Here is a 23,410-nt window from a genome sequence, read left to right on the forward strand (position 1 = left end):
TACGGCGACCCCCGAGATCTCTCCTCCTCTATTCTCCGGCAGCCTCAGTTGTTTATAAGAGACAGGGCCCGCACGAACCCGCCACTGCCAGTCACCGCAACTCACGGCCGAGTCCCGCATCCCGGGCCCGCACGAACCCACCGCATCCAGCCGCCGCAACTCACCGCCGAGCCCGGCACCAGCTCCCCGCGCGAACCCACTGCCTTCCGCCACCTCAACTCACCACCCTCGCCCTCGCGCACCCGCCGCTTCCAGCCACCACAACTCGCCGCCAAGGGCGGCAACCACAGCCCGCGCTGACCCACCGCCTCCCCTGGCAGCGTCGGGCCCAGCTGCCGTGACCCCCGCCTCTGCCTAGATCCACCGTCGCGAACCGGCTCGCGCGGTACGTTCGGCGGGCACCACTCTTCCGGTGGCGAGACGGAGGCGAAGCCGATTGGAGCTGAGGCAGGTCGAACACTTCCTCGCCGTAGTCCGGCACCGCAACTTCACCCGCGCCGCCCAGGACGTGCACGTCGTGCAGTCCGCGCTGAGTGCCTCCATCCGGAAACTGGAAGCCGACCTCGGCGCGGAGCTGTTCGACCGCACCACCCGCCGAGTCACCCTCACACCCGCAGGCGAGGCTCTGCTCCCCTTGGCCCACCAAATCGCCGCGGATGTCGACTCCGCCCGAGGCGAGGTAGCCGCCGTGACCGGTCTCGCGCGCGGCCGAGTGTCGATCGGCACCATCCAGACCTTGACCGTCATCGACCTGCCCGCGAAGCTCGGCGAATTCCGCGCCCGCTACCCGGGAATCCGGCTGCGCGTCCGGGAAGGCACGATCCCCGGACTGACCGCCGCGGTGTCCGACGGCGAACTGGATCTGTCCTATGTGGGCGGTCCGCTCCCGGAGGACTTGGCCGAATTCGCCAGCTGGCAGCAAAACCTGGTCCTGCTCGCCCACCCGGGGCACCGCCTGTCGACCCGCCGCCGAGTCCGGCTGGCAGAACTGGACGGTGAACCCTTCGTAGACTTCACCGGCAGCGGCCTGCAAGCCTTAGTCGACCGCGCCTTCACCGAAGCCGGAGTCCGCCGCGACCAAGTCTGTGAGGCGACAAACGTCCCGCTGCTAGTCGACCTGGTCGCAGCTGGCCTAGGCGTCACGGTGGTTCCCGAGCAAGTCGCCGCGAGGTCCGGGCTGCCGTACGCCCACCTCACCCAGCCGACGCTGGCCCGCACCATCTACCTGACCGGCCGCTCGGCAAACCTCACCAACCCGGCGGCACGCGCGCTGCTGGCCCACCTCCTCGCCTGACCCCGCGCACCGGCGCGAGCACCAACGCAAACCCGACCAAGCCCAAGACCAGCGCGACGGTCGTCAGCCCGGTGATCCCAGCGACGAACGCCAACGCGAACGCGCGCCCGCCAAACCTCCGCAACAACCGGACGACGTCGCGAGTCTCTCCGTCGACCGACTCGACATCGGCTGCCGAAGCGCCCAGGCCAGACCCTGTGTCGGCGGACCGGTCCGCCGACACAGAACCGTCGATGCGTCGATCGTCGTTTCGGCCGGAACTCTCGGTGGAATCGCCAGGCGCAGACGTCATGGGCTGAGTATTGGCGCGCGCCGACCACCCAGTCCAACACCTGTTTTCGCTGCGATTCAGCGATGAAATCGATCGGCCACCGCGGAAGCGCATCGGCTGTGCCGCCAACTTGACGGCGCCGGAATCAGGCAAAGACCACCTCCTCGCTTCCGACCAGCTTCACGCCTGCCGCGGACAGCTCCTCATCGACCCGAGCGCTCTCCTCCGCGGCGGAGAGTTCGTCGTCGTATGTGGCGTGGGCGTCTTGGACCAGCGTGACCTCATGACCCCGTTTGAGAGCAGCCAAGGACGTGGCCCGGACGCAGAAGTCGCTCTGCATTCCGGCCACGACCAACTGTGCTGACTCCGGCAGCAGGGAGCCCAGCGGGGTATCGGCGAAGGAGTCGGGTGTCTGTTTGTCGACTACGTGCTCACCCGGACGGACCTCGTGCACCAGTTCCCAGCCGGAGGTACCGGGCACGTCGGGGTCTTCGCCGGTGCCGTTGTTCCGGATGTGCACCACCTGGGCGCCCGCGGCCCGCGCCCGCTCCAGGACGCGCGAGATCGCGGCGGCGACTCGGTCCGCGGCGGGCACCGGGGTGGGCGGGAGAAGCATGTTGTTCTGGACGTCGATGAGAAGCAGTGCGGGAACCATGCCGGAAGCATTCCAGCGGGCACCGACAAAAAACGGCGCTTGGCGTTCCCCCACAGGGATGAACGCAGACAAAACCGTTGGCAGCCTTGTACTGGACCGGAATCGGCACCGTATCCGCGGAAGCGGATCTCCCGTCTGGACGCAGGTGAATGTCCAGAAACCTGCGCCGGAGCAGATCTCGCGCCGGGCCTCGGGTGAATCTCCAGGCGTGCCCAGAATCGCCGCCCGAGCGCATCTTCGGCAGAGCTTCGGCCAGGGCGAGTTTCCGGCAACTGGCGCTCTCGGCCGCGCATTCGGCGACCCATCCGCCGGAACTGCCCGCCAGCACTACTTCCTCGGCGGCTCGTCGCCAGACCTCGAGTTACGGGTCTCGCCGCTCCCGTGCGGAATCCTCCTGCGTCGACGGCCGGGGATGCCGCACCGGGCGTTGCCGGGCGACCGGGTAGCGCGCCAGGGGATGCGCCTCGTCCAGCCGGTGGCGGGCGCGGCGGGGCACGTCGTCGGACGGGGAGACCCAGCGGCGCGCGGAGACGTCCGGCGGGGCAGTCGGAGGAGCGGCCGGCGGCGGAACAGCAGAGCGGCGGCGGGCGGCGCGACGCAGGAACACCACGGCCAGCACCACGAACACCGCGGCGACGGCCACCAGGAGCCACCAAGCTTGCATTCGTCCTCCCGTCGTGGGTGGGTCGCACGCAAGGGTGCCCGTTCGGCCCGCTGACAGCGCGATGTCCACACCGCCGGGTGTCACCGGAACGGGGGTTTGTCTGCTGGGCAATCGCAGAGGGCAGGTCGGGTGCCGTGCAGGTCCCGGCTACGACAGCGTTAGCAGAGACCGCGCGACGACCAGGCTCGCATCCAACTCGAAGGAAGGACACCGCTGACTGGATGCCGCGCCGCGGAGCCGGATGGCGAGAGATCCCGGGAGCGATGCCTGAAGCTCTGGTGGGTGGGGACGCGCGTTGGGAGCCATGCCCCGTAGCTCGCCGCCAGGATCAGGCTCACCGAAAGCAGCGCCGCAGCTCGCTGAGGCACCGACAACGCTCATCGACGAAAGCAGCGCCCGCACCGCACCGAGGCACCGACAACTCCACCGACGAAAGCACCCGTGCCCCGCCAGGAGACCGACAATGCCCATCGGCGAAACAGAGCCCGCGGCCTCACCAACGCACCCGCGACCCCACCGGCGTAAGCCCCTACTTCACCCCATCCCGCAACGCCGAAACCCGGTCCACCGCCGCCGTGAACTCCCCGCTCGGCAGGGATCCGTCTGACAACCCCGTCGCCAGCGCGGAAGCAGCATCGTCACCCTGGCTCACATCCCGGGCGGAAGCCAGGATCAAATCCATCCCGGCCTTCGCCGCCAGCACCGCACGGTTTCCCGGCCCTCCATAGGACTTCAGCGCACCAGCCTCCAGAGCGTCCGTCACCGTCACTCCGGAGAAATTCGTGCCGTTGCGGAGTTCCTGCACTGCCGTCGGCGAAAGTCCCGCAGGAAGGGAAGCGTCCAGAGCCGGGTATACGGCCCACGAGAGCATCACCAGTTTCACCCCCGCGTCGACCACCGGGTGGTAGGGAGCCTCGTCCTTCGCGCGCAGTTCCGGCAACGGCACGTTCAGCGTCACCGGGCCGACGTCCGTGTTGCTTCCGGCCGGGACGGCGCCCAGACCGGGGAAGTGTTTGGCCGTCGCGGCGACGCCGGTTGACTGCTGGGCGGTCACGAAATCCCGGCCCAGCGCACCGGCCACCTGTGGGTCCTGGCTGTAGGACCGGCCGTACTTGTCGATGAAATTGCCCGGTTGGCGGTAGACATCCAGAACCGGCGCGAGGTTCACGTTCATGCCGACCCCGGCGAGGTTCTGGCCCGCTCCAGCACCAGCGGCTTTGGCCGCGGCGGAGGGGTCCGCGGATTGCGCTACCTGCTTCTCCGACAGAACCGGCTCGCCGGGCAAGCGACGGACTTTGCCGCCTTCCTGATCGGTCATCAGCAGCAGCGGGCGGTGCACCGGGCTTTGCGCGTTCGCGTCCCGTAATTGTCGGATGACGTCGGTAATCTGTTGCGGACTCGAGATGTTCTCGCCGAAGAAAATCACGCCTGCTGCTTCTCCGGCGCGGATTCGTTGCAGCAACCCGGCGGGCGGGGTCAGGCCGGGATAGGAGTAGATCACCCGTTGTCCGGCCAGTTGCCGTGGGGTGAGGTCGGCTGGGGTGGCGGCGATCGTACTCATCGCGAGCACCGTCACGCCCAGAGCCAGCAATGCCTTTCGACGCTTCATGGGACCTCCGTTCGCGCGCGGGTCGTGGTACAACGCTAACCCTCGGCGAGCGGGTGTGCTCACTGCGCACAGGACAGCGGCGAGGCCAAGACGCGGAGGTGACGATCAGCCCGGACCTCAGAGACGAGGCCGAAGTCCGAAGTGGACATCAGACCCAGTAAGCGACCCGCGCCCGGTAATTGCGCAGCACCAGCAACGCCAGCGACCAGCCGATCACCGTCACGACGCCCGCGACGAGCCAGTGCGTCCAGCTCTGCTGCTGCCCGACAAGCGGCGCGCGCACGATCTCGACGAAGTGGTACACCGGGTTGAGCTGCAGCAAATTCACCGCGATGGAGCCAAAACCTTCGTGCGAGGCCTGATTCATCGCGCGCACCTGGTCCATCGACCACATGATCGGCGTCGCGTAGAAGAGCATCGTGATGAAGCTCTGGATCACCGGCGGGATGTCGCGGAACCGCGTGGACACCACGCCGAACAGCAGCACCACCCACGCACCGTTCAGCAAGACCAGCATCAGCGCGGGCACCGCGAGCAGCATTCCCCAGCCGAGCCCGGGGTGCAGGAGCGCGCCTGCCTTGTCCACCAAGCGGTATGGCTGCGAGAGCTTGCCGAAGAAGATCGCCAGCACCGCTACGTACACGACGAGGTTGTGCGCCAGGTACAACGCCTGCCGCCACACTGTGCGCAGCGCGTACACCGACACCGGCGCCGGCAGTTGTTTGATCATCCCCTCGTTCGCGATGAACGTTTCCGAGCCCTCAACGATGCAGCCGTTCATGAAGTTCCACAGGATGAGACCGGTGGTGATGCTCGGCAGCAACGTCGAAATCGACGTACCGAACAGCGCGGAGTTCACCACGCCCAGCGCAAGAGCGGTGACCGCCATCCCGACGGTGATCCACAACGGCCCCAGCGACGAACGGCGGTAGCGCTGCTTGATGTCCTGCCACGCGAGCAACGCCCACAGTTCCCGGGCACGCAGTCCGGCCTGCAGGTCGGCGAACGCGCGGCGCCAGCTTTTCGAGTCCGCGTCGATCGCGGGCGGAGCGGTCATGAGAGCGAATCTAGCCGCGATCGCCGTTCTCGGCCAACACGCGACTACGGTGTGCCGCGTGAGCTTTTTCCTGTCCCGCATCCTTTCCGCACTCCGCGACGGCGGCGACACCGTGTTGTTCCGCCACGACGACACCGCGATGACGTACCGGGCGGCGTCAGAGCTGCTGTCGCGGCTGTACAGTGGGCTTGCCGAAGCACGCGGCATGGTGGCGATCGACGCCGCCAACCGGCCGGAAGTGGTGCTCGCCCAGCTTGCCGCGCAGCTACGCGGCCTGGAAGTCGTGCTGATCGCGGCGTCCGCGAGCCGTCCGGCGCGGGCTGCGACACTGGCGGCCACCGGAGCGACATTGCTCACTGACGCCGAACTCGACACGCTCGCCCTCGCGCGTCCGTCCATTCCGGACATATTGCCAGACCGGGCAACCGCGATCTTCCCCAGCGGCGGCACCACCGGAACCCCGAAACTGATCCGGCACAGCGGAATCTACGACGGCGTGGCTCACATTTTCCAGCCGGACGGCACCAAAACCGCCCTCGTCACCGCGCCGCTCACGCATATGACCGGCAACGCGGCAGTCCTCGGCGCGCTCTGCTGCGGCAACACCGTGGTGCTGCATCGGGAGTTCGACGCCGAAACGCTTCTCGCCGATGTTGAGCGCCATCGCATCACGACGCTTTCCCTTACCCCGCCCCGGCTCGCCGCAGTTCTCGACCATCCGAACCTGTCCACTACGGACGTATCGAGCGTGCAGCAGCTTTCCCTCGGAGCCGCGCCGTTGCCGCCCCGCCGATTGGCGGAGGCGCTCAAAGTGTTCGGCCCGGTCGTCGGACAGGGCTACGGGCTCACCGAAGCGCCGATGATCGCCAGCATCTCCGCGGACGAAGTCCTTGCCCGGCCGGAGCTTCTCGGATCGGTCGGGCGCATCGTGCCAGGCATGGAAGCCCGGATCGAGAACGGCGAAGTACTCGTGCGCGGACTGTCCATGATGGACGGATACCACGGGCGACCACCGATCGGCGACGGCTGGTTGCACACCGGCGACCTCGGCCGCTTCGACGACGACGGCTACCTCTATCTAGAGGACCGGATCGACGACGTCATCGTCACCGGCGAGCACGGCACGAAGGTCTCTTCGACCACAGTGGAGCACGCACTTCTCAGCCATCCCAAGGTGAAAGCCGCCGCCGTCGTCCCCGCGGCCAGCCCGGACGGAACCCTTCTGCACGCGGTAGTGGTCGCAGACAACACAACTGCTGACGAACTCCGCCACCAGGTCCGCGAGGAACTCGGCGGCGAGCATTTCGTACCGTCCACTGTGGAGTTCCGCGACGAGCTGCCGCTCACTCCGGTGGGCAAAGTGGACAAACAGCGGCTCAGGCGCTGACCGACGGCCCCAGCAGCCGTTCCCGGTGATGCTCCTCGTGCAGGTCGCGCCGCCGCGCGTGCAGCAACTGCGCCAACGTCACCTTGCCGAGCACCCGTGAAGGATCATGCCGGTCGACCACCAACGCCTGCGTCGTATGGCCGAGCGCCAGTTCGTTCGCGACGTCGCGCAAAGTGTCGTCCGCGTACACGATGACATCCGCCGACATCCGCACATCCGGTTGGTGCGTCATCACTTCATGCACGAAGAACGTCTCAAGTGGATCAGTCGTGTACTCGCGAGTGAGGTGCAGACGTCGGCGCGCAATCTTCTCCGTGAGCACAGAACGCTTGAGCAGCAACACCGAAAGCGCGTACGCGGAGAACGACGCGACGACGAGCGGCAGCAGGTAGCTCCACGCGTGAGTCAGCTCCAAAGTGAACACAATCCCGGTGAACGGCGACCGCATCACGCCGCCGACCACCGCGGCCAGCCCGCACGTCGCCCAGAATCCCGGCGCGACCTGCGGCAGCAAACCGCCTTCCGCGGCACCCAGCGCGGCACCGATCATGAACACCGGCGCCAGCACGCCGCCAGAGGTCCCGGATCCCAGTGACAGCGCCCAGATCAGCGTCTTCACGACCAGGATTCCGACGATCAGCGACGCGGTCGCGTGCCCGGTGAGCAACGCGTCGATCACGTCGTAGCCGACGCCGAGCGCGTGCGGTTCGATCAAGCCGCCGATGCCGATCACCAGGCCGCCGATCGCGGGCCACCACATCCAATGCACCGGCAGCCGCGCGAAAAGATCTTCGGCGAAGTAGACGAGCGCGGTCGCGCCGATCGCCAGCAACCCGCCGGTGAGTCCGGGCACGAGGGCGAGACCGTCGGCGGCCGGGCCGGGGTTGGTTCCGGTGAACGGGACCCCGAAAACCGGTCCGGTGCCGAGCAGGAAGCCGCGGCACACCGTCGCGACCGACACCGCGGCGGCGACCGGAACGAGACTGCGCGGCCGCCATTCGAAGAGCAACAGCTCCACGGCCAGCAGGACGGACGCGAGCGGCGCGTTGAACGTCGCCGCCATCCCGCCCGCGGCACCGGCGACGAGCAGCGTCTTGCGTTCGTCCGCGGACAGTTTCAGCAGCTGCGCGAGGATCGAACCGACCGCGCCGCCGGTCATGATGATCGGTCCCTCGGCGCCGAACGGACCGCCGGTGCCGATGCTGACCGCCGCCGAAACCGGCTTCAGCACCGCGACGCGCGGGGCCACCCGGCTGCCGCCGGTGAGGATCGCTTCGATCGCCTCCGGCATGCCGTGGCCGCGGATCTTCTCCGAGCCGTAGCGCGCCATCAGGCCGATCACGAGCCCGCCGACGACCGGCGCGAGCAGCACGAGCCACCACGGGTGGTGCTGCGCGCCCGGCGCGACGAGATCCGTGGCGACGCGTTGGTAGAAGACCAGGTTGGTGATCAAGCCGATGAGCTTGAGCAACGCGAACGCCGCCACCGCCGCCGCGCCGCCGACCGGCAGCGCGATCGCGGTGATCAGGAGCATTCGCGGATTGACTGCGAAGTCGCCGAGGTGCGCGGCCCGCGCCGGGATCTTCACAGCCGGCCCGGTCCGGCCGTGGGCACACCCGGTGCCGATTCCGCCGCCGCGACCAGGTCGCGGACCGCCGTCGAAACCGCCTGGTTCCGCGCGGCCGGCACTTCCGCCAGCAGCTCGGACAGCGCGCGGTGCCGTCGATCCACCACGCCCGCGACGACCTCGCGTCCGGCGGCGGTGACCTCGATCGTCACGACCGTGCGGCGGTGCTCGTCCTCGCCGCGCACGACGTACCCGTGCGCCTCGAGCTTGTCAGCCAGCCGCGTGACCGAGGAAGCGTTGACACCCATCGCCTCGGCGAGCCGTGAACACGGCACGCGTCCGAGGCTGTCGAGCACCACGAGCAATCGCACCTGAGGGAAGGTGACGCCGCGCGGGGCAGCGTGCGCGCTGTCCCAGGCCACGGCCACGAGCACGCGAGTCAGCTGCTCGAGATCGGCCACGTCGTCCGCCAAAGCTTGCATAGTGCAAAAGTTGCTATAGGCAAGGCCCCGGGTCAAGGGTGGGCTCGGTCACGGGCGACTTCCCCGGGCCGCCCGTTTTGTCGGTGATCTTGGCTAGGGTGGGGTTGAGCGACGCGGAGGTGAGCTGGTGGAGGACCACCCACTCCGGGGCAACCCCGGGGAGCAGCACGACACGTACCCACAGCGCCCCGCGCAGCGGCGGCACGCTCCGCGTGCAAGACAGCGCGGATGAACGGAGAACGAGTCGCCTCCGCGTCGCTCCTCGAACCGATGCCGGTGTGGCGCTGGCCGGTCGCCCGGTGGACGACGTTCGACGAATGCGCCGCGGCCCTCGACCTCACTCCCGGCGAACTGTCCTGGTTCGCCGACGAACGCGGCTGGCACCGGCGCTCCCGGCCGGTGCTGCGGCATTACAGCTACCGCTGGATCCCGACGGCCACCGGCGGTGCCCGGCTGATCGAACGGCCCAAGCCCCGGCTGGCCGAGGTGCAACGCCGGGTCCGCAGGCACGTGCTCGACGCGCTGCCGGTCCACGAGGCCGCGCACGGTTTCCGCCGCGGCCGCTCGATCCACACCTGCGCCCGCCCGCACGCCGGACAAGACCTGGTGGTGCGGCTGGATCTGGCCGGCTTCTTCCCGACGGTCTCCGCGTCCCGGGTGCGCTCGCTGCTCGATCTGGCCGGATACCCACCGGCCGTCGCCGCCGCCGTCGCCGGAATCCTCACCACCCGCACTCCGGTCGACGTCCTGCGTTCCGCGCCCGCGCGCTCGAGGATGCTGAGCCACCTCGCCGGCACGCACCTCCCGCAAGGCGCGCCGTCGTCGCCCTCAGTAGCAAACGCGGTCACCAACCGCTTGGACCGGCGGATCTCCGGCCTCGCCGCCGTGCTGGGCGCGAACTACACCCGCTACGCCGACGATCTCGCCTTCTCCGGCGACGCGGGCCTGCCGCTGCACCGGTTGCTGCCGGGCGTCCGGCGGATCGTGACCGACGAGGGCTTCCGCCTGCGCGACGACAAGACGTCAGTGAAACCGGCCTACCGGCAGCAACGCGTCGCGGGCTTGGTGGTGAACGCCGCGCCAGCGGTCGCTCGCTCCGAGTACGACGAGCTGCGGGCGGTGCTGCACAACTGCGTCCGGACCGGCCCCGCGCCGCAGAACCGCGCCGGGCACCCGGATTTCCGTGCGCACCTGCTGGGCCGGATCGCGTGGATCAGCGCCACGAACGAAACCCGCGGCGCGAAATTGCGCGGCCTGTTCAGCCGGATCGACTGGCCGTGAACGCGGTTCAGACCGATAACAGGCTGAGATTCCGCTCCATCTCGGCCCACCATCCGGCCGCCGGAACATCGCGCGGCTGAATCAACGAGGCTTTGACCAGAATGTCGGGCCGGTTTTCTCGCCAAGCGTAGGAAAAAAGCTCGTCATAATGCACGCGCGGAAGCCACCCCTGTTCCCGGCCCGCTTCCAATCGCATGAGCTGCCGGGCAAGATCCACGCTGCTTCGTTCACAACTGCGAAACGCGCTCGAAAATCGTTGCACGGCGACGGCGTCGCCCCGCCGAAATGCCTGGCAGGCAAGGAAAAGCGCCGTCACGGCCAGTACGTCCGACCGGTGCACCCCGCCCTCCGCCGCCAGATGTTCCGCCAGCTGAAAACTGCGCTTCCGCCGTCCCCGGCGCACCATTTCCGCCAGCGCTCGCTGCTGGCGAGTGAGGTATTCGTCTTCCCGCAGGTACTGCACAGCGTTTCCTCCCCTGCGCCCGGTCCCGACCCAGGCCGCTTCCCGGTACAGGATGCTCCACCAGAGTGACAGATACGTCGTCGGCACTCAGCCGTTCGGAGCAAAATATCACCCAGGGGCATCGACAGTACCCGACCGTGCAAGCCCGGGAATTCTTGTGGCATTTCGGGAATCGGGAGTCTCGACGGGGTTCGCGGGGCTTTGTGGCGCGGAGCGATTTCCGCATTGGTTTCGCGGCTTGGGTTGGGTTGCCGACGCGGGCGGGGTAAGTCGCTGCGGAATCCGCATCAGAGGTCGACTGACCCATGTGGACAGCGCACGGCTCGCGACGGGCGACGGTCGCGAATCGCTTTCATGGCAAGGGCTTGTACCGCCCAAACGGAGCAGGCCTCCGGGCGGGGTGCGCTTCGGTTGCCTCTGGCGAGGCCGTTTCTCAGCTTGGTTTCTGGTGGCGATTTCACCCGTTCGGCCCAATCGGGGGCACGGGGCCGAGGGAGGCGAGTTGCTCTGAGGTGGCTGCCGCTTCCGCTCGCGACCGCGTACGCTCCTGCGCGATTCGGCCGACAGTGGGATCGGCGTTGCGGGAATGGAATCTGAACGCGGGAAGATCAGGCGCCACAGAGCCGACTGGACACGGCAGCTACGGCCGGAGCGTCGCGGGGAAGGAATCGGACCGCGAGAGAGCTACGCACCGCAGAGCTGGTTGGACACGGCCACCGGCGGTGCGGCCACCGGCGGTGCGGCCACCGGCGGTGCGGCCACCGGCGGTGCGGCCACCGGCGGTCCGGCGGTCCGGCGATGCGGCGGTCCGGCGATGCGGCGATGCGGCGATGCGGCGATGCGGCGATGCGGCGATGCGGCGATGAAACCCGACCACGAGAAGGCCAGACACCGCAGAGTCACCTGGACACAACCAACTCCGGCCGGAGCGCCGCGCGGCCGCCCCGCCGGGTTTCCCCGGTCAACCAGAGCCGAAACCACTCACCCCACACCAAACAGCCCGGCCGCCAACACAGCCGAGCCGTCCAGCTCGTTACCGCTCAGCCGCGACCAGCCCGGCCCTCCCCAGGGTCAGACTGGCGCGAAGCTGGCAAAACCCGCGGCCGGTCCGCACCCCGGTCGCGGCGTGTTCTTCCCCCGGACAACACCTCGGCGGAACCGAAAGCGCCTCAGGCGACCTCGGTCCGGCTGCCGCCTGGAGCGTGCAGCCCCAGCATGTCCAGCAGCAGGGCGCATTCCTGCGCGTCCTTGGAACGGGACGCGACGGCCAGCGCCGCCTTGCGACGACGTTCCTCCTGCCGGGCCGCGTCCGTGTCGTCCACGAGGTCCGGCGCCGGGTGCAATCCGGTGGTCAGGTCTCGCATGGTGGCTCCTCCCCGATCGGCGTCGGCGCGGGTTTTCCGCGCTCGCTGCACACCCCTTCAACGGCCGAGCCGCACCGGATGTTCCGATGACTCCGGTCACGTCGGCCTGCCAGGCCAGAATGGCACACGACGGGAGCGGCCGGTGCGGTACCGGAAAAGGGGGCGTGCGCAGGGCGGGAGCGGCCATCGTCCTAAGTGGACACAAGACAAAAGCGCCCATTCGGGTGGCATGGCTGGCCTCACCCGGCTGGGCGAGCCACTATCCACGCTGTGTCTCCCGACCGGCGCCCCGTGCGCACCGCTCTCGTCGGGATGACTGTGCTCGTCCTCGGCGTCCTGACCGCAGTGCGAGCACCGGATCTGCCGATCATCGGCGACGGCACCGCGTACGCCGCCGAGTTCAGCGAAGCCGCGGGGCTCGCGACCGGCAACGACGTGCGGATCGCCGGGGTGAAAATCGGCCGGGTGGCTGAGGTTTCCCTCGACGGCGCGTCCGTCCGGGTGTCTTTCCGGGTGTCGGGGGCGTGGCTCGGCGACCGGACATCGGCCGCGATCCGGATCAAAACGTTGCTCGGCCAGAAATATCTCGCGCTCGACCCGGCCGGATCCGGGTCACTCGATCCGGATACGCCGATCCCGCGCGACCGGACCGCTGTTCCGTATGACGTGCTGCCCGCGTTCCGGCAGCTGGCCACGACCATCGACGCCATCGACACCGACCAGTTGTCGCGCAGCTTCCACGCTATTTCCGAGACCTTCGCGCACACACCGGCCGCCGTGCGCGGCACGCTGACCGGGCTGTCGCGGCTGTCGGACTCCCTTTCCGCCCGTGATGCGAAACTGGCTCACCTTTTGGCCCAAGCACGCACGGTTTCCACCACTCTCGCCGACCGCGACGCCCAGTTGACCCGGCTTCTCACCGACGGCAACCAGCTGCTGGACGAAGTGGGCAAGCGCGAGTCGGCCATTCAGGCGCTGCTCGCCGGAGCCCGTCAGTTAGGCGTCGAGGTGTCCGGGCTCGTCGCCGACAACGACCGCGAACTCGGCCCGGTGCTGACTCAGCTCGACCGGCTGACCGCGATGCTCGAACGAAACCGCGCGGCACTCGGTGAAGGAATCCTGAAAATGGCCCCGCTCGTCCGATTCGCCGCGAATCTCACCGGAAACGGCCGGTGGATCGACGGTTACCTGTGCGGCCTGATCCTTCCCGCGATCGGACCGCTCAACGAAAACGGCTGTTTCACTCCATAAGCCCCGGACCGCCGGTGATCCGCACGGTGACCTGGTTGTCGTTGTACGTGTAGGCCTCGTAAACGAACTCGACCCCGGTCTTCTCGACATGCTCGGTCCACGCCCGGTACTCGTGCCGCTTCCAGCCCGGGAAGTTGAAGAACTCGTCGAACTGCACGATGCTGCCGACCCGCAGCCGCGGGCCGACGTTGTCCAGCACCGTCTTCGCGGAGCTGTAGAGGTCGCCGTCGATGTGCAGGAAGTCGACCGGTTCGGAGTGCTTCTCCAGGAATCCGGGAAGAGTGTCGGAGAACAGGCCGACGACCAGTTCCGCTCCCGGAACGTCGGGCAGGTCGTCGCGGGCGAAGGCGCCGGCGGGCATGCCGTTGAGCCACGCCTCGGGCAGGCCGTCGAACGAATCGAAGCCGTACACCTCGGTCGCCTCGCGCGCGGCCGTGATGGTGCGCAGGCTGTTGCCGGTCGCGACGCCGAACTCCAGCGCCATCCCGCCGGTGGGAGCGAGGGAAAGCGCGTACTCCAGCGTCTCCTTCGGGCTGCCGAAATGCTGTGCCCCGATCAGGCTTTCGCGAGCGAAGACGTTGCTCTCCAACGCCGCGTCCTGATCGCCGGCGTACACGATGTCGCGACGGCTGCGGATCTCGAATTCGACCACGCGGTCCAGCAGCCGATCCCCCTGCCGGACCACCTCGGACCGCAGTTCCTCCCGCGTCCGCTCCAGTTCCGCGCGCAGTTGCGCGAACTGGTCGGCGAGTTGGTCGGCGAGCGGATCGTGCAGCCGGGCCGCGGCCCGGCGCAGCACCAGGCCGGCCTTCCGGCGCAGCGCAGGGCCCAAAGTCCTTGTCGTCAGCCGATCTTGGCTTTCCTGGTTCATCCCGGGACGATAGCGGACAACCGGACACCGCCCCGCGCGGCCCGGTTTACCCAGGAGTAGCCGACCGCCGGACCACCGCGGATCCCTGAGCGGCCGCACACAACGTCGCGTTTCCTTCTCCGTCCACTGTGTACAGATCGCAGCGGCAGGTGGCCCGCGAACGACTCGCTTGGACGACCGTCGCTTCCGCGCGCAGCAGCACGCCGTCGGCGGGAACGAGGTAGTCGATGGAGAAGCCGCTCGTCAGCAACTGCGGGCCGAGGACTGTTCCGGCGGCGAAGGTGAGCGCGTTGTCCGCGGCGTAGGCGAGAACGCCGCCGTGCAGGTAGCCGTTCTGCTGCCGGAGGTCGTCGCGAACGTCCAACTCCAGCACCGCGCGGCCGTCGCCGAATTCCTCGACTCTCGCGCCGAGCAGAACACTGAACGGTTGTGCGGCAAGTCCGGAGCGCGCGAAGTCCAGGTCCATTCGCCATCCTCACTTCAGTAGTGAAGTACTTCAGTAGTGAAGTGAGGATGGCGGCGGGAGGAGAACACTGTCAAGATCCCCGCATGGCCGCCGACGAACGTCTTTTCTTCCTGCTGCAGAGCGCGGCGCACCGATTGCGCGTCGAGGGCGACCGGCGCTGCCTCGCCGCGGCCGGCGTGACGACCTCGCAGCTCGGCGCGCTGTTCGCGGTGCACGATCAGCCGGGGCTCACCCAGCGTGAACTGGCCGCGGAGCTGGGACAGCGCGAATCGGCGATCACCGCGATGACCGCGCGGCTGATCGAGGCCGGGCTGATCGTCCGGCAGCAACACCCCGAACAGCACCGGGCGCTGGTGCTGGACCTGACGCCGGAGGGGAACGCGACGCTCGCCCGCCTGCGGCCGGTGATCGAGTCGTTCAACCGTGAACTGCACAAGCTGTTAGGCGACGCGTTCGGGCCGACCAGCGAGGCGCTGCGGCAGTTGGCGGGCTGGCCGGGCTGACCCCAGAACCGCGGCGCCCCCGGTTGCCGCGGGCGGCGCACCGGCTAGCCTGAACGCAGATGTCACCCACCACACTCGCCCCCGCCGCCTTCCGGCAACGTGCGGGCCGCACCATGTCCGGCGTGGCGATCATGACAGCCCGGCTCTGGTGGGCCTGGCAGACGGTCCGATCCGCAGGCGTTGCCTACCTCTCGGCTCAGCGTTCGGAGCCGTCCCCGCCCTGTTCCGCGAGGAACCGTTCGAACTGCGAGCCCAGTTCGTCCGCCGTCGGCATGTGTTCCTGCGATTCGGCGAGCAGGCTGTGCCCGGACGCTTCGGTGAACGTGTCGTACTGACGCTCCAGCGCGCGCACCACGTCAGCGGATTCCTCGGATTCCGCGACCTGGCGGTCGATTTCCGCCTTGGCCACCTCGGCCGCGGTACGGAGTTCGCCGTCCGGCAGGCGCAGGGCGGTGGCCTTGCCGATCGAGTCGAGGATGGTCAGCGCGGCGGCCGGATAGGCCGACTGCGCCAGGTAATGCGGCACGTGCGCGGCGAAGCCCATCGCGTCGTGGCCCCATTCGCCGAAGCGGTACTCCAGCAGCGCGTCCATGCTGCCCGGGACCTGCATGCGGTTGGGCAGCGGCTGATGCTCGCCGACCAGGTGCTCGCGGGTCGCGTGCGCGGTGACGCCGAGCGGGCGCGTGTGCGGGGCTCCCATCGGAATCCCGTGATACCCCACGGCGAGCCGCACCCCCCAGCGCTCCACCAGCTGTCGCACGGCGGCCGCGAACAGCTCCCATTCGCGGTCCGGCTCCGGGCCGGACAGCAGCAGGAACGGGATGCCGTCGTCGTCGTGCAGCAGGCGCACGACCAGCTCGGGAGCCTCGTATTCCTCCCAGTGGTCGACCGCGTAGATCATCGTCGGGCGGCGCGACCGGTAGTCGATGAGCCGGTCGACGTCGAAACGCGCGACGACCCGGTTCTCGACCTCGCCGGTGAGGTGGTCAGTGACCAGCCGCCCAGCCGAGCCCGCGTCCATGAACCCCTCGAAGAAGTGCAGGAGCACGGCTCCGTCCAGGTCGGGGACGTCCGAGTCCACCTCGTACAGTTCCTCGGGATCGAGTCCCACCGGATCCTCCTGCTGCTCGCTTGCACGGACGTACGCGGTACAACGCGGCCCGGCTGCGAATCCATCCCGCGCGCGGCCGAAATAGTAACGCCCCGCACTCGCCGGCCACCCGGATCGGGGCTTCGTGACACTTGTCGTGGGCATCGGCCCGTCCGGTCGGGCACTCTGAGCAGGTGAACACCGAGGAATCCACCACTCTTCACCTGCGCCTGCGCCCGCCCGAGCACCGGGTGAGCCGCCGGGCGATCGGACACTGGGCAGCTTCGGCCGGGGCGGGCTGGCTGATCGTGCTCGCGGTGCAGGCGGTGGTGGTCGCGACCGCGGACGACCCGCCGTCGTGGCTCACGGTGACGCTGGTGCTCTCCTGCGTGCTGGCCCCGCTGCACCTGCTGGTCATGCCGCAGTGGCGTTACCGCGTGCACCGCTGGGAAGTCACCGGCGAGGCCGTCTACACCCAGTCCGGCTGGCTGAAGCAGGAGTGGCGAATCGCACCGATCTCGCGGATCCAGACGGTGGACGTCGAACGCGGCCCGCTGGAGCAGCTGTTCGGGCTGGCCCGGCTCACCGTCACGACCGCGTCCGCCGCCGGGCCGCTGCGCATCTCCGGGCTCGACCGGGAGGTCGCGGTCACGCTGGCTGACGAGCTGACCCGCACCACCCAGGCTGCCCGCGGGGACGCGACGTGAACGCCACCGCACCCTCCGTGCCGGTCGCCGCCGAAGGCACCGGCGACGCGCCCTGGCATCGCCTCGACCGCCGGATGTTGTTGATCCGCCCGGTTCTCGACCTCGTCAAGTCTCTTCCGGTGCTCGTTGGCGCGCTGCTGCTCGGCCACGGAAATTACTGGCAGTGGCTCGGTCTCGTGGCCACCGCGGTGACGATCGGCGTCGGCATTTCGCACTGCCTCACCTCGCGCTACCGCGTCACCGCGACCCAGATCGAATGGCACACCGGGTTGCTGCTGCGCAAGCAACGCGCGATTCCGCGCGACCGAATCCGTACCGTAGACGTGGTTTCGGAACCGAAACATCGGCTTTTCTCGCTTTCCGCAGTACGAATCGGTACCGGACGGCACGATCACGGAAAAGGCCCGGGCAAGGACCAGCTGGTGCTCGACGCGGTCACTCGCGCCGAAGCCCAACGGCTGCGGACCCTGTTGCTGCACCGGAAACCGGCTGAATCCGAAGCGCCACAACCGCCGGAGTCGCTCGTCGCCGCGGTCGACAAGCGGTGGGTGCGTTACGCGCCGTTCACGCTGTCCGGACTCGCTGTGGTCGCCGCGATCCTCGGCACCGTCTATCACTTCGCACACGAACTGCACTTCGACCCGACGAGCTTCGGACCGCTGCGCGACCTCACCGCCCGCGCGCTCGAACAACCGGTGTGGCTGACCGTGGTGCTGGCGGCGGCCGGGCTGCTCGTGCTGGTGTCGGTGCTGTCGGTCGGCGGATACGTGTTGTCGTTCTGGAACTTCCGGCTCACTCGCGAACCGGGCGGCACGCTGCACATCCGGCGCGGGCTGATCACGACGCGGTCGGTGTCGATCGAGGAAGACCGGCTGCGCGGCGTCGAGATCAAGGAACCGTTGCCGCTGCGGATGGTCGGCGGCGCGAAATGCGTCGCGGTCGCGGCCGGACTGCGCGAGGGCAAGGGCGCGGACCGCGGCGGCGGCCTGTTGCTGCCGCCGGCTCCGGCGACGAAGGCCCGGGAGATCGCCAGCGACGTGCTCGGCGAGGACTTCGCGAATGTCCCCCTCGTGCGGCATTCCCGGCGCGCGCTGACCCGCCGGATCACCCGCGCCGTCTTCGCCGTGCTGGCGCTGTCGGCCGCGCTGTTCGCACTGGCCCGGCTCGACGTGCTGCCGGAATGGCCGTGGCAGGCCGCGCTCGTGCTCCTGCCGTTCGCCGTCCTGGTCGGCTTCGACCGGTACCGCTCGCTCGGCCACGCGATCACCGGCCGGTACCTGGTGACCCGTTCCGGGTCGCTGGCCAGGGCGACAGTCGCCGTCCGGCGTGACCGGCTCACCGGCATCGTCGTGCACCGGTCGTTGTTCCAGCGGCGGGCCGGGCTCGTGACCGTCATCGCGCCGGTCGCCGCCGGTCGCGGGCACTACCGGGTGCTGGACATCGAGGAGGGCGCCGGGCTCGCGCTCGCGGACTCCGCCGTACCCGGATTGCTGACGCCGTTTCTTGCCCCGCCGGAAAAACCCTGAACTGTGGTAATTTACCGACGCGTTCGCAACTGAATTCGGTGATCTCCACGGAGAGGTTCAGGATGTCGGAACCAGGACTCCGTCGTACGGCCGGCGCCAACAGTTCCCGCAAGGTGCTCCAGCTGTTGCTGTCGTTCACCGAACAGCGCTGGGAGGCCAGCGTGGCGGAACTAGCCGAGGCGATCGGCAGCCCGGTCGCCACCACCTACCGCTACGTGCAGCTGCTGAAGGAACTTCAACTGCTCGAGGAGTCCCGCTCCGGGCGCTACCACGTCACCAGCCGCGTCATGCCGCTCGCGCGCGCCGCTCGGCTCGCGAACGACCTGGCCCGGGCGGCGCGGCCGGTGATGGAGGAGGCCGTGGCCGAACTCGGCGAGACCGTCCTGCTCTTCCAGCACTTCGGCGACGTCGCGGTCTGCAGCGACCGGGTGGAATGCGACCGCCCGATGCGGTTCACGTTCCAGCCGGGGCATTCGATCCCGCTCGGCGTCGGCGCGACCGGGAAGATGCTGCTCGCGCTGCTTCCCGACGGCGAACGCGAACGCCAGGTCTCCCGGATCGCCCGGGAACGCGGTGCCGAGGTGCGCGACGACCTCAAGCTCGCGCTGGCCAACCGCTACGCGCAGAGCTGGGGCGAGATCGAGGACGGCGTGTGGTGCTGTTCGGTGCCGGTCGAGGTCGACCGGCACCGGCCGAGCGTGCTGACCTTCGTCGGACCGGCCACCCGCATCGGCGACGCGGAGCGCGAGCGGGCGATCACGGCGTTGCGCGCTTACGCGGAGCAGATCGGAAAAGCGATTTCCGAGTACTCCGTGTAGTCGTAAAATCGGGCCGGTGATCCGTCTCGCCGCTCCCGCCGACCTTCCCGCGCTGCCTGACCTCGAACGTGCCGCCGGAGAACCGTTCCGGACCGTAGGGATGGCCGAGATCGCCGACGACGCACCGCCTTCGGTCGAGGACCTCGCAGTGTTCCAGTCCGCGGGCCGGTGCTGGGTCTGGGACGACGGCGGGACGATCGCGGCGTACGTGCTCGCCGAGGAAGTCGACGGTTTCGGCCACGTGGAACAGGTTTCGCTGCTGCCGAGCCACGCCCGCCGCGGATTGGGGCGCGCGCTGATCGAGACGGTCGCCGCGTGGGCCGCGGAGCGGGGGCTGTCCGGGCTGACGCTGACGACGTTCGCGGACGTGCCGTGGAACGCGCCCTACTACGAGCGGCTCGGGTTCCGCGTGCTGGCCGACGAGGAGCAAGGACCGGCACTGAGGGAGATCCGGCGGACGGAGATCGCGCGGGGGCTGGACCGGTGGCCGCGGGTGGCGATGGTGCGGGCTCGGTGACGTCTTCCTTGTGACATAAGGGACCTTGGCCAATCCCGGTCTAGTTTTCGAAGGCTCGCTTCAGTTTCTCCAGCGACGCCGCGATCTGTTCCATCTCCGCCGGGGTGAGACTCGCGGCGCAGGAGTCCTCGAGGTAGCGGTGCTCCATGGCGTGCTGGTAAGCGATGCCGTGGTCGCGGGGCCGGAAGACCTGCACTCGCCCGTCGGCGGGCTTTTCTCCGGGAGAGGCAGCCGTCCTGCTCCAGGCGGGCCAGGTGCTGCTGATTGGTCAGCTCGGACTCGTCGTAGCGGGGGCCTTTCCGTTCGACGGCGGCCCACATGTCCACGATCAGCTGGTTGATCCGCTCCCGGGTCGCTCGGGAGGGGGACCTGGATTGCCCCGCGAATCGAACACGTGTTCTACTGGTCGAGCCGGCCCCGGAGGGGGAAGCTCCGAGGCCGGCACCCAGGCACAACCCTGTCCCCTCGATCGATCCCAGGAGGCAATGTGGCGGTCAAGATCACCCATCTCGCCAGTGGTCAGCAGGTGCGCTTCGCGAACGCGGACGGCGCCCGCCGCTATGCCGAGATCATGGGCGGCGGCGTGGACAAATGGCGGTTCACGATCGTCCCCGGGGACAGCGGCGCGCCCGGGATGCCGGCGGCGGTCGTCAACGTGCCGGTGTGGCGAACCGTCGCCCGATGAGCATTACCCGTTGACAACCGCGGTGATCGGCGCGGCGCGAAACCGTCGTGCCGATCATCGGGACAACGTCACCTGCTGTTTGTTGCTTACTGGCCACGCCTTGTGCTCCACTGTCGATCACCCACTGCTGTAAGTCCCGCGACGCGGGACCGCCGCTTGTCAGCAGCGACCACCTCGGCACGGTCCTGCACCCGTGCCAAGACGGACAGAAGGAGCGGCTCCTTGCTTGCGCATCAGCGTGGAACACATCGGCGTGGAAAAATCCGGGTCACTGTCGCGTTGTCGGTCCTCGCGCTCGCGGTCGGGGCCGGTGCGGCCCACGCGGCGCCGGCGGCCGCCCCGAAAGCCACCGCGTGGCCCGGCGGGTCGAAGGTGGCCATCGCCGACGACTCCGGGGTTTTCGGCAGCAACCTCAGCGGCCTGTCCTACGAATCGCCCACCGTGCTGTGGGCGGTGAAGAACGGCCCGAGCACCCTGTACCGGCTCGTCCAGGACGGAAACAAATGGCGGCCCGACACCGCCAACGGCTGGGCCAAGGGCAAGTCCATGCACTACTCCGACGGCAGCGGCGACCCGGACGCCGAAGGGGTCGTCTTCACCCCGGACGGCGTCTTCACCTCGACGGAGCGCGACAACGACGACGGCGACACCAGCAAGCCCGCAGTGCTCCGGTACGCGACCTCCGGGTCGGGCAAATCGCTGAACGCGACCGGGGAGTGGAACCTCACCTCGGATCTGCCGTCGGTCGAGCCCAACAAGGGGCTCGAGGCCATCTCCTGGGTGCCGGACTCGGCGCTCACCGCGCACAAATTCCGGGACGAGCACACGAAAGCCGCCTACGACCCGGCGAGCTACCCGAACCACGGGACCGGCCTGTACTTCGTCGGGCTCGAGGCCAACGGGAAGGTCTACGCGTACGCGCTCGACCAGTCCGGCACCAAGTACACCCGCGTCGCCACCATCGACAGCGGGTTCCCGGCGGTGATGGATCTCGAGTACGAACCGTCGACCGGCCATCTGTGGGCCGAATGCGACAACACGTGCAAGGGCCGCACCAGCACGCTCGACGTCAATGCGAAGGGTGCGTTCGCGGTCACCGCGCAGTACGACCGCCCGTCCGGGATGTCGAACTACAACAACGAGGGTTTCGCGATCGCGCCGCAGTCGACGTGCGCGAACGGGAGCAAGCAGGTCGTGTGGTCCGACGACGACAACGACGACAACCACGCGCTGCGCACCGGAACGCTCGCCTGTAAGTAGTCCTTTGTAGACAGACAACCGCGGCGGCACCGAAAACCCGGCGCCGCCGCAGTTGTCGTCAGTTCTTCAGCAACCGGTCCAACTCCGCCTCTTCGGCCACCAGCGGCGGCGACACCGCCATCCCCTTGCCGAGCGAACGCACGATCACACCCTCCTCAAACAGGACGTGCGCGAACGGCAGCAAGCAGGTCGCGTGGCCCGACGACGACAACCACGCGCTGCGCACCGGAACACTCGCCTGCAAATAGTCCCTTGTAGACAGACAAACCGCGGCGGCACCGGAAACCCGGCGCCGCCGCGGCGTCGTCAGTTCTTCAGCAACCGGTCCAACGCCCGCGGAACAGCCGCCGCCAGCAAGTCCAACTCCGCCTCTTCCGCCACCAGCGGCGGCGACACCGCCATCCCCTTGCCGAGCGAGCGCACGATCACGCCCTCCTCAAACAGGAACTTGTGCAACCGGCCGGGCGCGCCCGGGTCCGCCGACAGCAGGTCCGGCGCGAGTTCCACCGCGGCCAGGAATCCCAGCCCGGCCCGGACTTCCGCCACCGCCGGGTGGCCGACCGCGCCGGAAAGCGCGTCCGCGAGCGGCTTCTCCAACGCCTTGCCGCGCGGGATGATGTCGTCGCGCTCGTAGATGTCCAGCGTCGCGTTCGCCGCGGCGCAAGCGACCGGGTGCCCGGCGTATGTCGCGCCGTGGCGCAGGATCGGGGCGCCCGGACTTCCGGTGAAGAACGGCTCCGCCACGTGCGGCGCGACCAGCAGTACGCCCAGCGGAATCGTCCCGCTCGTCACGCCCTTCGCGGTCGTCACTAGGTCCGGCTGCACCGACCAGCGGTCAATGCCGTACCAGGTGCCGAGCCGTCCCCACGCGCAGATCACGCAGTCCGCGACGAACAGCACCTCGTGCTTGCGGCAGATCGCCGCCACTTCCTCGATGTAACCGTCCGGCGGCAGCAGCACGCCGCCCGCGCCGATCACCGGTTCGCAGAAGAACGCGGCCACTCGCTCCGGGCCCACGCGAAGGATCTCCTCCTCCAGCGCCGCCGCGTTGTCATACGGCACCTGGGAGAAATCGGCAGCCGGCGGGCCCCAGCCCTCCGCGTTCGCCGGGATTCCGGCCGCGGCGGTGCCGAATCCGTGCGTGCCGTGGTAGCCCTGGGTCCGGCTGATGACGTGGGTCTTGTCCGGGCGTCCAGTGTGGACGAAGTAGGACCGCGCGATCTTCACCGCGGTGTCCACCATGTCGCCGCCGCCCGAGCCGAGGAACACCTTCGACCCCGGCACCGGCGCCAGCTCGGACAGCCGCGACGCCAGCTTCAGCGCCGGCTCGTTCGCGACGCCGCCGAACAGGTTGTACGCGTCGAGTTTCTCCAGCTGCTCAGTGACCGCGCGGGTGATCTCGGGACGGCCGTGGCCGAGGTTCGAGTACCACAGCGACGCGGACGCGTCGAAGTAGCGACGGCCCGCGTCGTCCCAGACATAGGACCCCTCGCCGCGGGTCACCACGAACCGGTTCCCGTCGACCGCGCCCATGTCCGCGAACGGGTGCCACAGCGGGTTCGGCTGCTGGTCCGGCATTGCTCCTCCTCGGGGTCGGCTCAACCGGCCGGCGCCGCGGGGAG

At 68.9% G+C, this 23,410-nt stretch carries 26 protein-coding genes; 11 read left to right on the forward strand and 15 right to left on the reverse strand.

What is annotated here, in order from left to right; genetic code table 11:
- Positions 1-436: 436 nt before the first annotated feature.
- A complete protein-coding gene (locus D0D37_RS32515; RefSeq protein ID WP_116204429.1) occupies positions 437-1,294 on the forward strand; it encodes a LysR family transcriptional regulator in 858 nt (285 codons plus the stop codon).
- A gap of 416 nt (positions 1,295-1,710) precedes the next feature.
- Here the strand turns inward: D0D37_RS32515 and D0D37_RS32520 are convergent, their stop codons facing one another.
- From D0D37_RS32520 to wzm, 4 genes are all read right to left on the reverse strand, one after another.
- Positions 1,711-2,220 carry an isochorismatase family protein gene (locus tag D0D37_RS32520; RefSeq protein WP_116204430.1) on the reverse strand — a complete coding sequence of 170 codons (510 nt, stop codon included), beginning with the start codon at positions 2,218-2,220 and terminating at the stop codon, positions 1,711-1,713.
- A 361-nt stretch (positions 2,221-2,581) separates the two neighbouring features.
- Positions 2,582-2,884, reverse strand: coding sequence for a hypothetical protein (locus D0D37_RS32525; protein ID WP_116204431.1), 303 nt, complete (start codon positions 2,882-2,884; stop codon positions 2,582-2,584).
- Between the two features lie 529 nt (positions 2,885-3,413).
- Complete coding sequence (locus D0D37_RS32530; RefSeq protein WP_116204432.1) at positions 3,414-4,493, reverse strand: glycoside hydrolase family 3 N-terminal domain-containing protein; 1,080 nt, start codon at positions 4,491-4,493, stop codon at positions 3,414-3,416.
- A gap of 148 nt (positions 4,494-4,641) precedes the next feature.
- Positions 4,642-5,550, reverse strand: coding sequence for a galactan export ABC transporter permease subunit Wzm/RfbD (gene wzm, locus D0D37_RS32535; RefSeq protein WP_116204433.1), 909 nt, complete (start codon positions 5,548-5,550; stop codon positions 4,642-4,644).
- A gap of 58 nt (positions 5,551-5,608) precedes the next feature.
- Here wzm and D0D37_RS32540 point away from each other — a divergent pair, with 58 nt between their 5' ends.
- Positions 5,609-6,937, forward strand: a complete 1,329-nt coding sequence (locus tag D0D37_RS32540) for a class I adenylate-forming enzyme family protein (protein WP_116204461.1) — start codon at positions 5,609-5,611, stop codon at positions 6,935-6,937.
- Here D0D37_RS32540 and D0D37_RS32545 read toward each other — a convergent pair.
- Together D0D37_RS32545 and D0D37_RS32550 are read right to left on the reverse strand one after the other, a co-directional pair.
- On the reverse strand, positions 6,927-8,525 hold the full coding sequence (locus D0D37_RS32545) for a chloride channel protein (RefSeq protein ID WP_244223753.1): 1,599 nt from the start codon (positions 8,523-8,525) through the stop codon (positions 6,927-6,929). The genes D0D37_RS32540 and D0D37_RS32545 overlap by 11 nt on opposite strands.
- The gene (locus D0D37_RS32550) at positions 8,522-8,986 is read right to left on the reverse strand and encodes a MarR family winged helix-turn-helix transcriptional regulator (protein WP_116204434.1); all 465 of its coding nucleotides are present in this window, start codon (positions 8,984-8,986) and stop codon (positions 8,522-8,524) included. The genes D0D37_RS32545 and D0D37_RS32550 overlap by 4 nt, the downstream gene beginning before the upstream one ends.
- Before the next feature lie 228 nt (positions 8,987-9,214).
- Between D0D37_RS32550 and D0D37_RS32555 the strand changes: the two genes are divergently transcribed.
- Positions 9,215-10,267, forward strand: a complete 1,053-nt coding sequence (locus D0D37_RS32555; RefSeq protein ID WP_116204435.1) for a reverse transcriptase family protein — start codon at positions 9,215-9,217, stop codon at positions 10,265-10,267.
- A gap of 7 nt (positions 10,268-10,274) precedes the next feature.
- On the opposite strand, the gene D0D37_RS32560 is transcribed toward D0D37_RS32555, so the two are convergent.
- The 3 genes from D0D37_RS32560 to D0D37_RS32570 all read right to left on the reverse strand — a co-directional run bounded on the left by D0D37_RS32560 (position 10,275) and on the right by D0D37_RS32570 (position 12,094).
- On the reverse strand, positions 10,275-10,730 hold the full coding sequence (locus tag D0D37_RS32560) for a hypothetical protein (protein WP_208720253.1): 456 nt from the start codon (positions 10,728-10,730) through the stop codon (positions 10,275-10,277).
- Positions 10,731-11,414: 684 nt separating this feature from the next.
- Positions 11,415-11,633, reverse strand: coding sequence for a hypothetical protein (locus D0D37_RS32565; RefSeq protein WP_116204437.1), 219 nt, complete (start codon positions 11,631-11,633; stop codon positions 11,415-11,417).
- Positions 11,634-11,899: 266 nt separating this feature from the next.
- Positions 11,900-12,094, reverse strand: coding sequence for a hypothetical protein (locus tag D0D37_RS32570; protein ID WP_067576242.1), 195 nt, complete (start codon positions 12,092-12,094; stop codon positions 11,900-11,902).
- A 312-nt stretch (positions 12,095-12,406) separates the two neighbouring features.
- Here D0D37_RS32570 and D0D37_RS32575 point away from each other — a divergent pair, with 312 nt between their 5' ends.
- Positions 12,407-13,345, forward strand: coding sequence for an MCE family protein (locus D0D37_RS32575; RefSeq protein WP_162834578.1), 939 nt, complete (start codon positions 12,407-12,409; stop codon positions 13,343-13,345).
- Here D0D37_RS32575 and D0D37_RS32580 read toward each other — a convergent pair.
- Both D0D37_RS32580 and D0D37_RS32585 read right to left on the reverse strand, forming a co-directional pair.
- On the reverse strand, positions 13,335-14,216 hold the full coding sequence (locus D0D37_RS32580; protein ID WP_244223754.1) for a class I SAM-dependent methyltransferase: 882 nt from the start codon (positions 14,214-14,216) through the stop codon (positions 13,335-13,337). The genes D0D37_RS32575 and D0D37_RS32580 overlap by 11 nt on opposite strands.
- Before the next feature lie 46 nt (positions 14,217-14,262).
- Positions 14,263-14,682, reverse strand: a complete 420-nt coding sequence (locus D0D37_RS32585; protein WP_116204440.1) for a PaaI family thioesterase — start codon at positions 14,680-14,682, stop codon at positions 14,263-14,265.
- An 83-nt stretch (positions 14,683-14,765) separates the two neighbouring features.
- Between D0D37_RS32585 and D0D37_RS32590 the strand changes: the two genes are divergently transcribed.
- Positions 14,766-15,185 (forward strand): MarR family winged helix-turn-helix transcriptional regulator, encoded by a 420-nt coding sequence (locus D0D37_RS32590; protein ID WP_208720254.1) that lies wholly within the window; start codon positions 14,766-14,768, stop codon positions 15,183-15,185.
- A 196-nt stretch (positions 15,186-15,381) separates the two neighbouring features.
- On the opposite strand, the gene D0D37_RS32595 is transcribed toward D0D37_RS32590, so the two are convergent.
- Positions 15,382-16,296 carry a proteasome assembly chaperone family protein gene (locus D0D37_RS32595; protein ID WP_116204442.1) on the reverse strand — a complete coding sequence of 305 codons (915 nt, stop codon included), beginning with the start codon at positions 16,294-16,296 and terminating at the stop codon, positions 15,382-15,384.
- Between the two features lie 131 nt (positions 16,297-16,427).
- Between D0D37_RS32595 and D0D37_RS32600 the strand changes: the two genes are divergently transcribed.
- The 4 genes from D0D37_RS32600 to D0D37_RS32615 all read left to right on the forward strand — a co-directional run bounded on the left by D0D37_RS32600 (position 16,428) and on the right by D0D37_RS32615 (position 19,843).
- Positions 16,428-16,982 carry a PH domain-containing protein gene (locus D0D37_RS32600; protein WP_167493604.1) on the forward strand — a complete coding sequence of 185 codons (555 nt, stop codon included), beginning with the start codon at positions 16,428-16,430 and terminating at the stop codon, positions 16,980-16,982.
- 74 nt (positions 16,983-17,056) lie between these two features.
- On the forward strand, positions 17,057-18,508 hold the full coding sequence (locus tag D0D37_RS32605) for a PH domain-containing protein (protein WP_425266987.1): 1,452 nt from the start codon (positions 17,057-17,059) through the stop codon (positions 18,506-18,508).
- 62 nt (positions 18,509-18,570) lie between these two features.
- The gene (locus D0D37_RS32610; protein ID WP_116204445.1) at positions 18,571-19,326 is read left to right on the forward strand and encodes an IclR family transcriptional regulator; all 756 of its coding nucleotides are present in this window, start codon (positions 18,571-18,573) and stop codon (positions 19,324-19,326) included.
- Positions 19,327-19,342: 16 nt separating this feature from the next.
- Entirely contained in the window at positions 19,343-19,843 is a 501-nt protein-coding gene (locus D0D37_RS32615; protein ID WP_116204446.1) for a GNAT family N-acetyltransferase, read from the forward strand.
- 40 nt (positions 19,844-19,883) lie between these two features.
- On the opposite strand, the gene D0D37_RS47560 is transcribed toward D0D37_RS32615, so the two are convergent.
- Positions 19,884-20,039: a hypothetical protein gene (locus D0D37_RS47560; protein WP_208720255.1), complete on the reverse strand. Its 156-nt coding sequence runs from the start codon at positions 20,037-20,039 to the stop codon at positions 19,884-19,886.
- Positions 20,040-20,330: 291 nt separating this feature from the next.
- Here D0D37_RS47560 and D0D37_RS32620 point away from each other — a divergent pair, with 291 nt between their 5' ends.
- Both D0D37_RS32620 and D0D37_RS32625 read left to right on the forward strand, forming a co-directional pair.
- Positions 20,331-20,528: a hypothetical protein gene (locus D0D37_RS32620; RefSeq protein WP_037715481.1), complete on the forward strand. Its 198-nt coding sequence runs from the start codon at positions 20,331-20,333 to the stop codon at positions 20,526-20,528.
- A gap of 279 nt (positions 20,529-20,807) precedes the next feature.
- Entirely contained in the window at positions 20,808-21,788 is a 981-nt protein-coding gene (locus tag D0D37_RS32625; protein WP_244223755.1) for an esterase-like activity of phytase family protein, read from the forward strand.
- Between the two features lie 58 nt (positions 21,789-21,846).
- On the opposite strand, the gene D0D37_RS46915 is transcribed toward D0D37_RS32625, so the two are convergent.
- A complete protein-coding gene (locus D0D37_RS46915) occupies positions 21,847-22,014 on the reverse strand; it encodes a hypothetical protein (protein ID WP_162834576.1) in 168 nt (55 codons plus the stop codon).
- Between the two features lie 80 nt (positions 22,015-22,094).
- Positions 22,095-23,366 carry an aminotransferase family protein gene (locus D0D37_RS32630; RefSeq protein WP_116204448.1) on the reverse strand — a complete coding sequence of 424 codons (1,272 nt, stop codon included), beginning with the start codon at positions 23,364-23,366 and terminating at the stop codon, positions 22,095-22,097.
- Between the last annotated feature and the right edge of the window lie 44 nt (positions 23,367-23,410).

It is taken from the genome of Amycolatopsis circi (genome assembly GCF_003385235.1).
In the GTDB taxonomy this organism is placed as follows: Bacteria; Actinomycetota; Actinomycetes; order Mycobacteriales; family Pseudonocardiaceae; genus Amycolatopsis; species Amycolatopsis circi.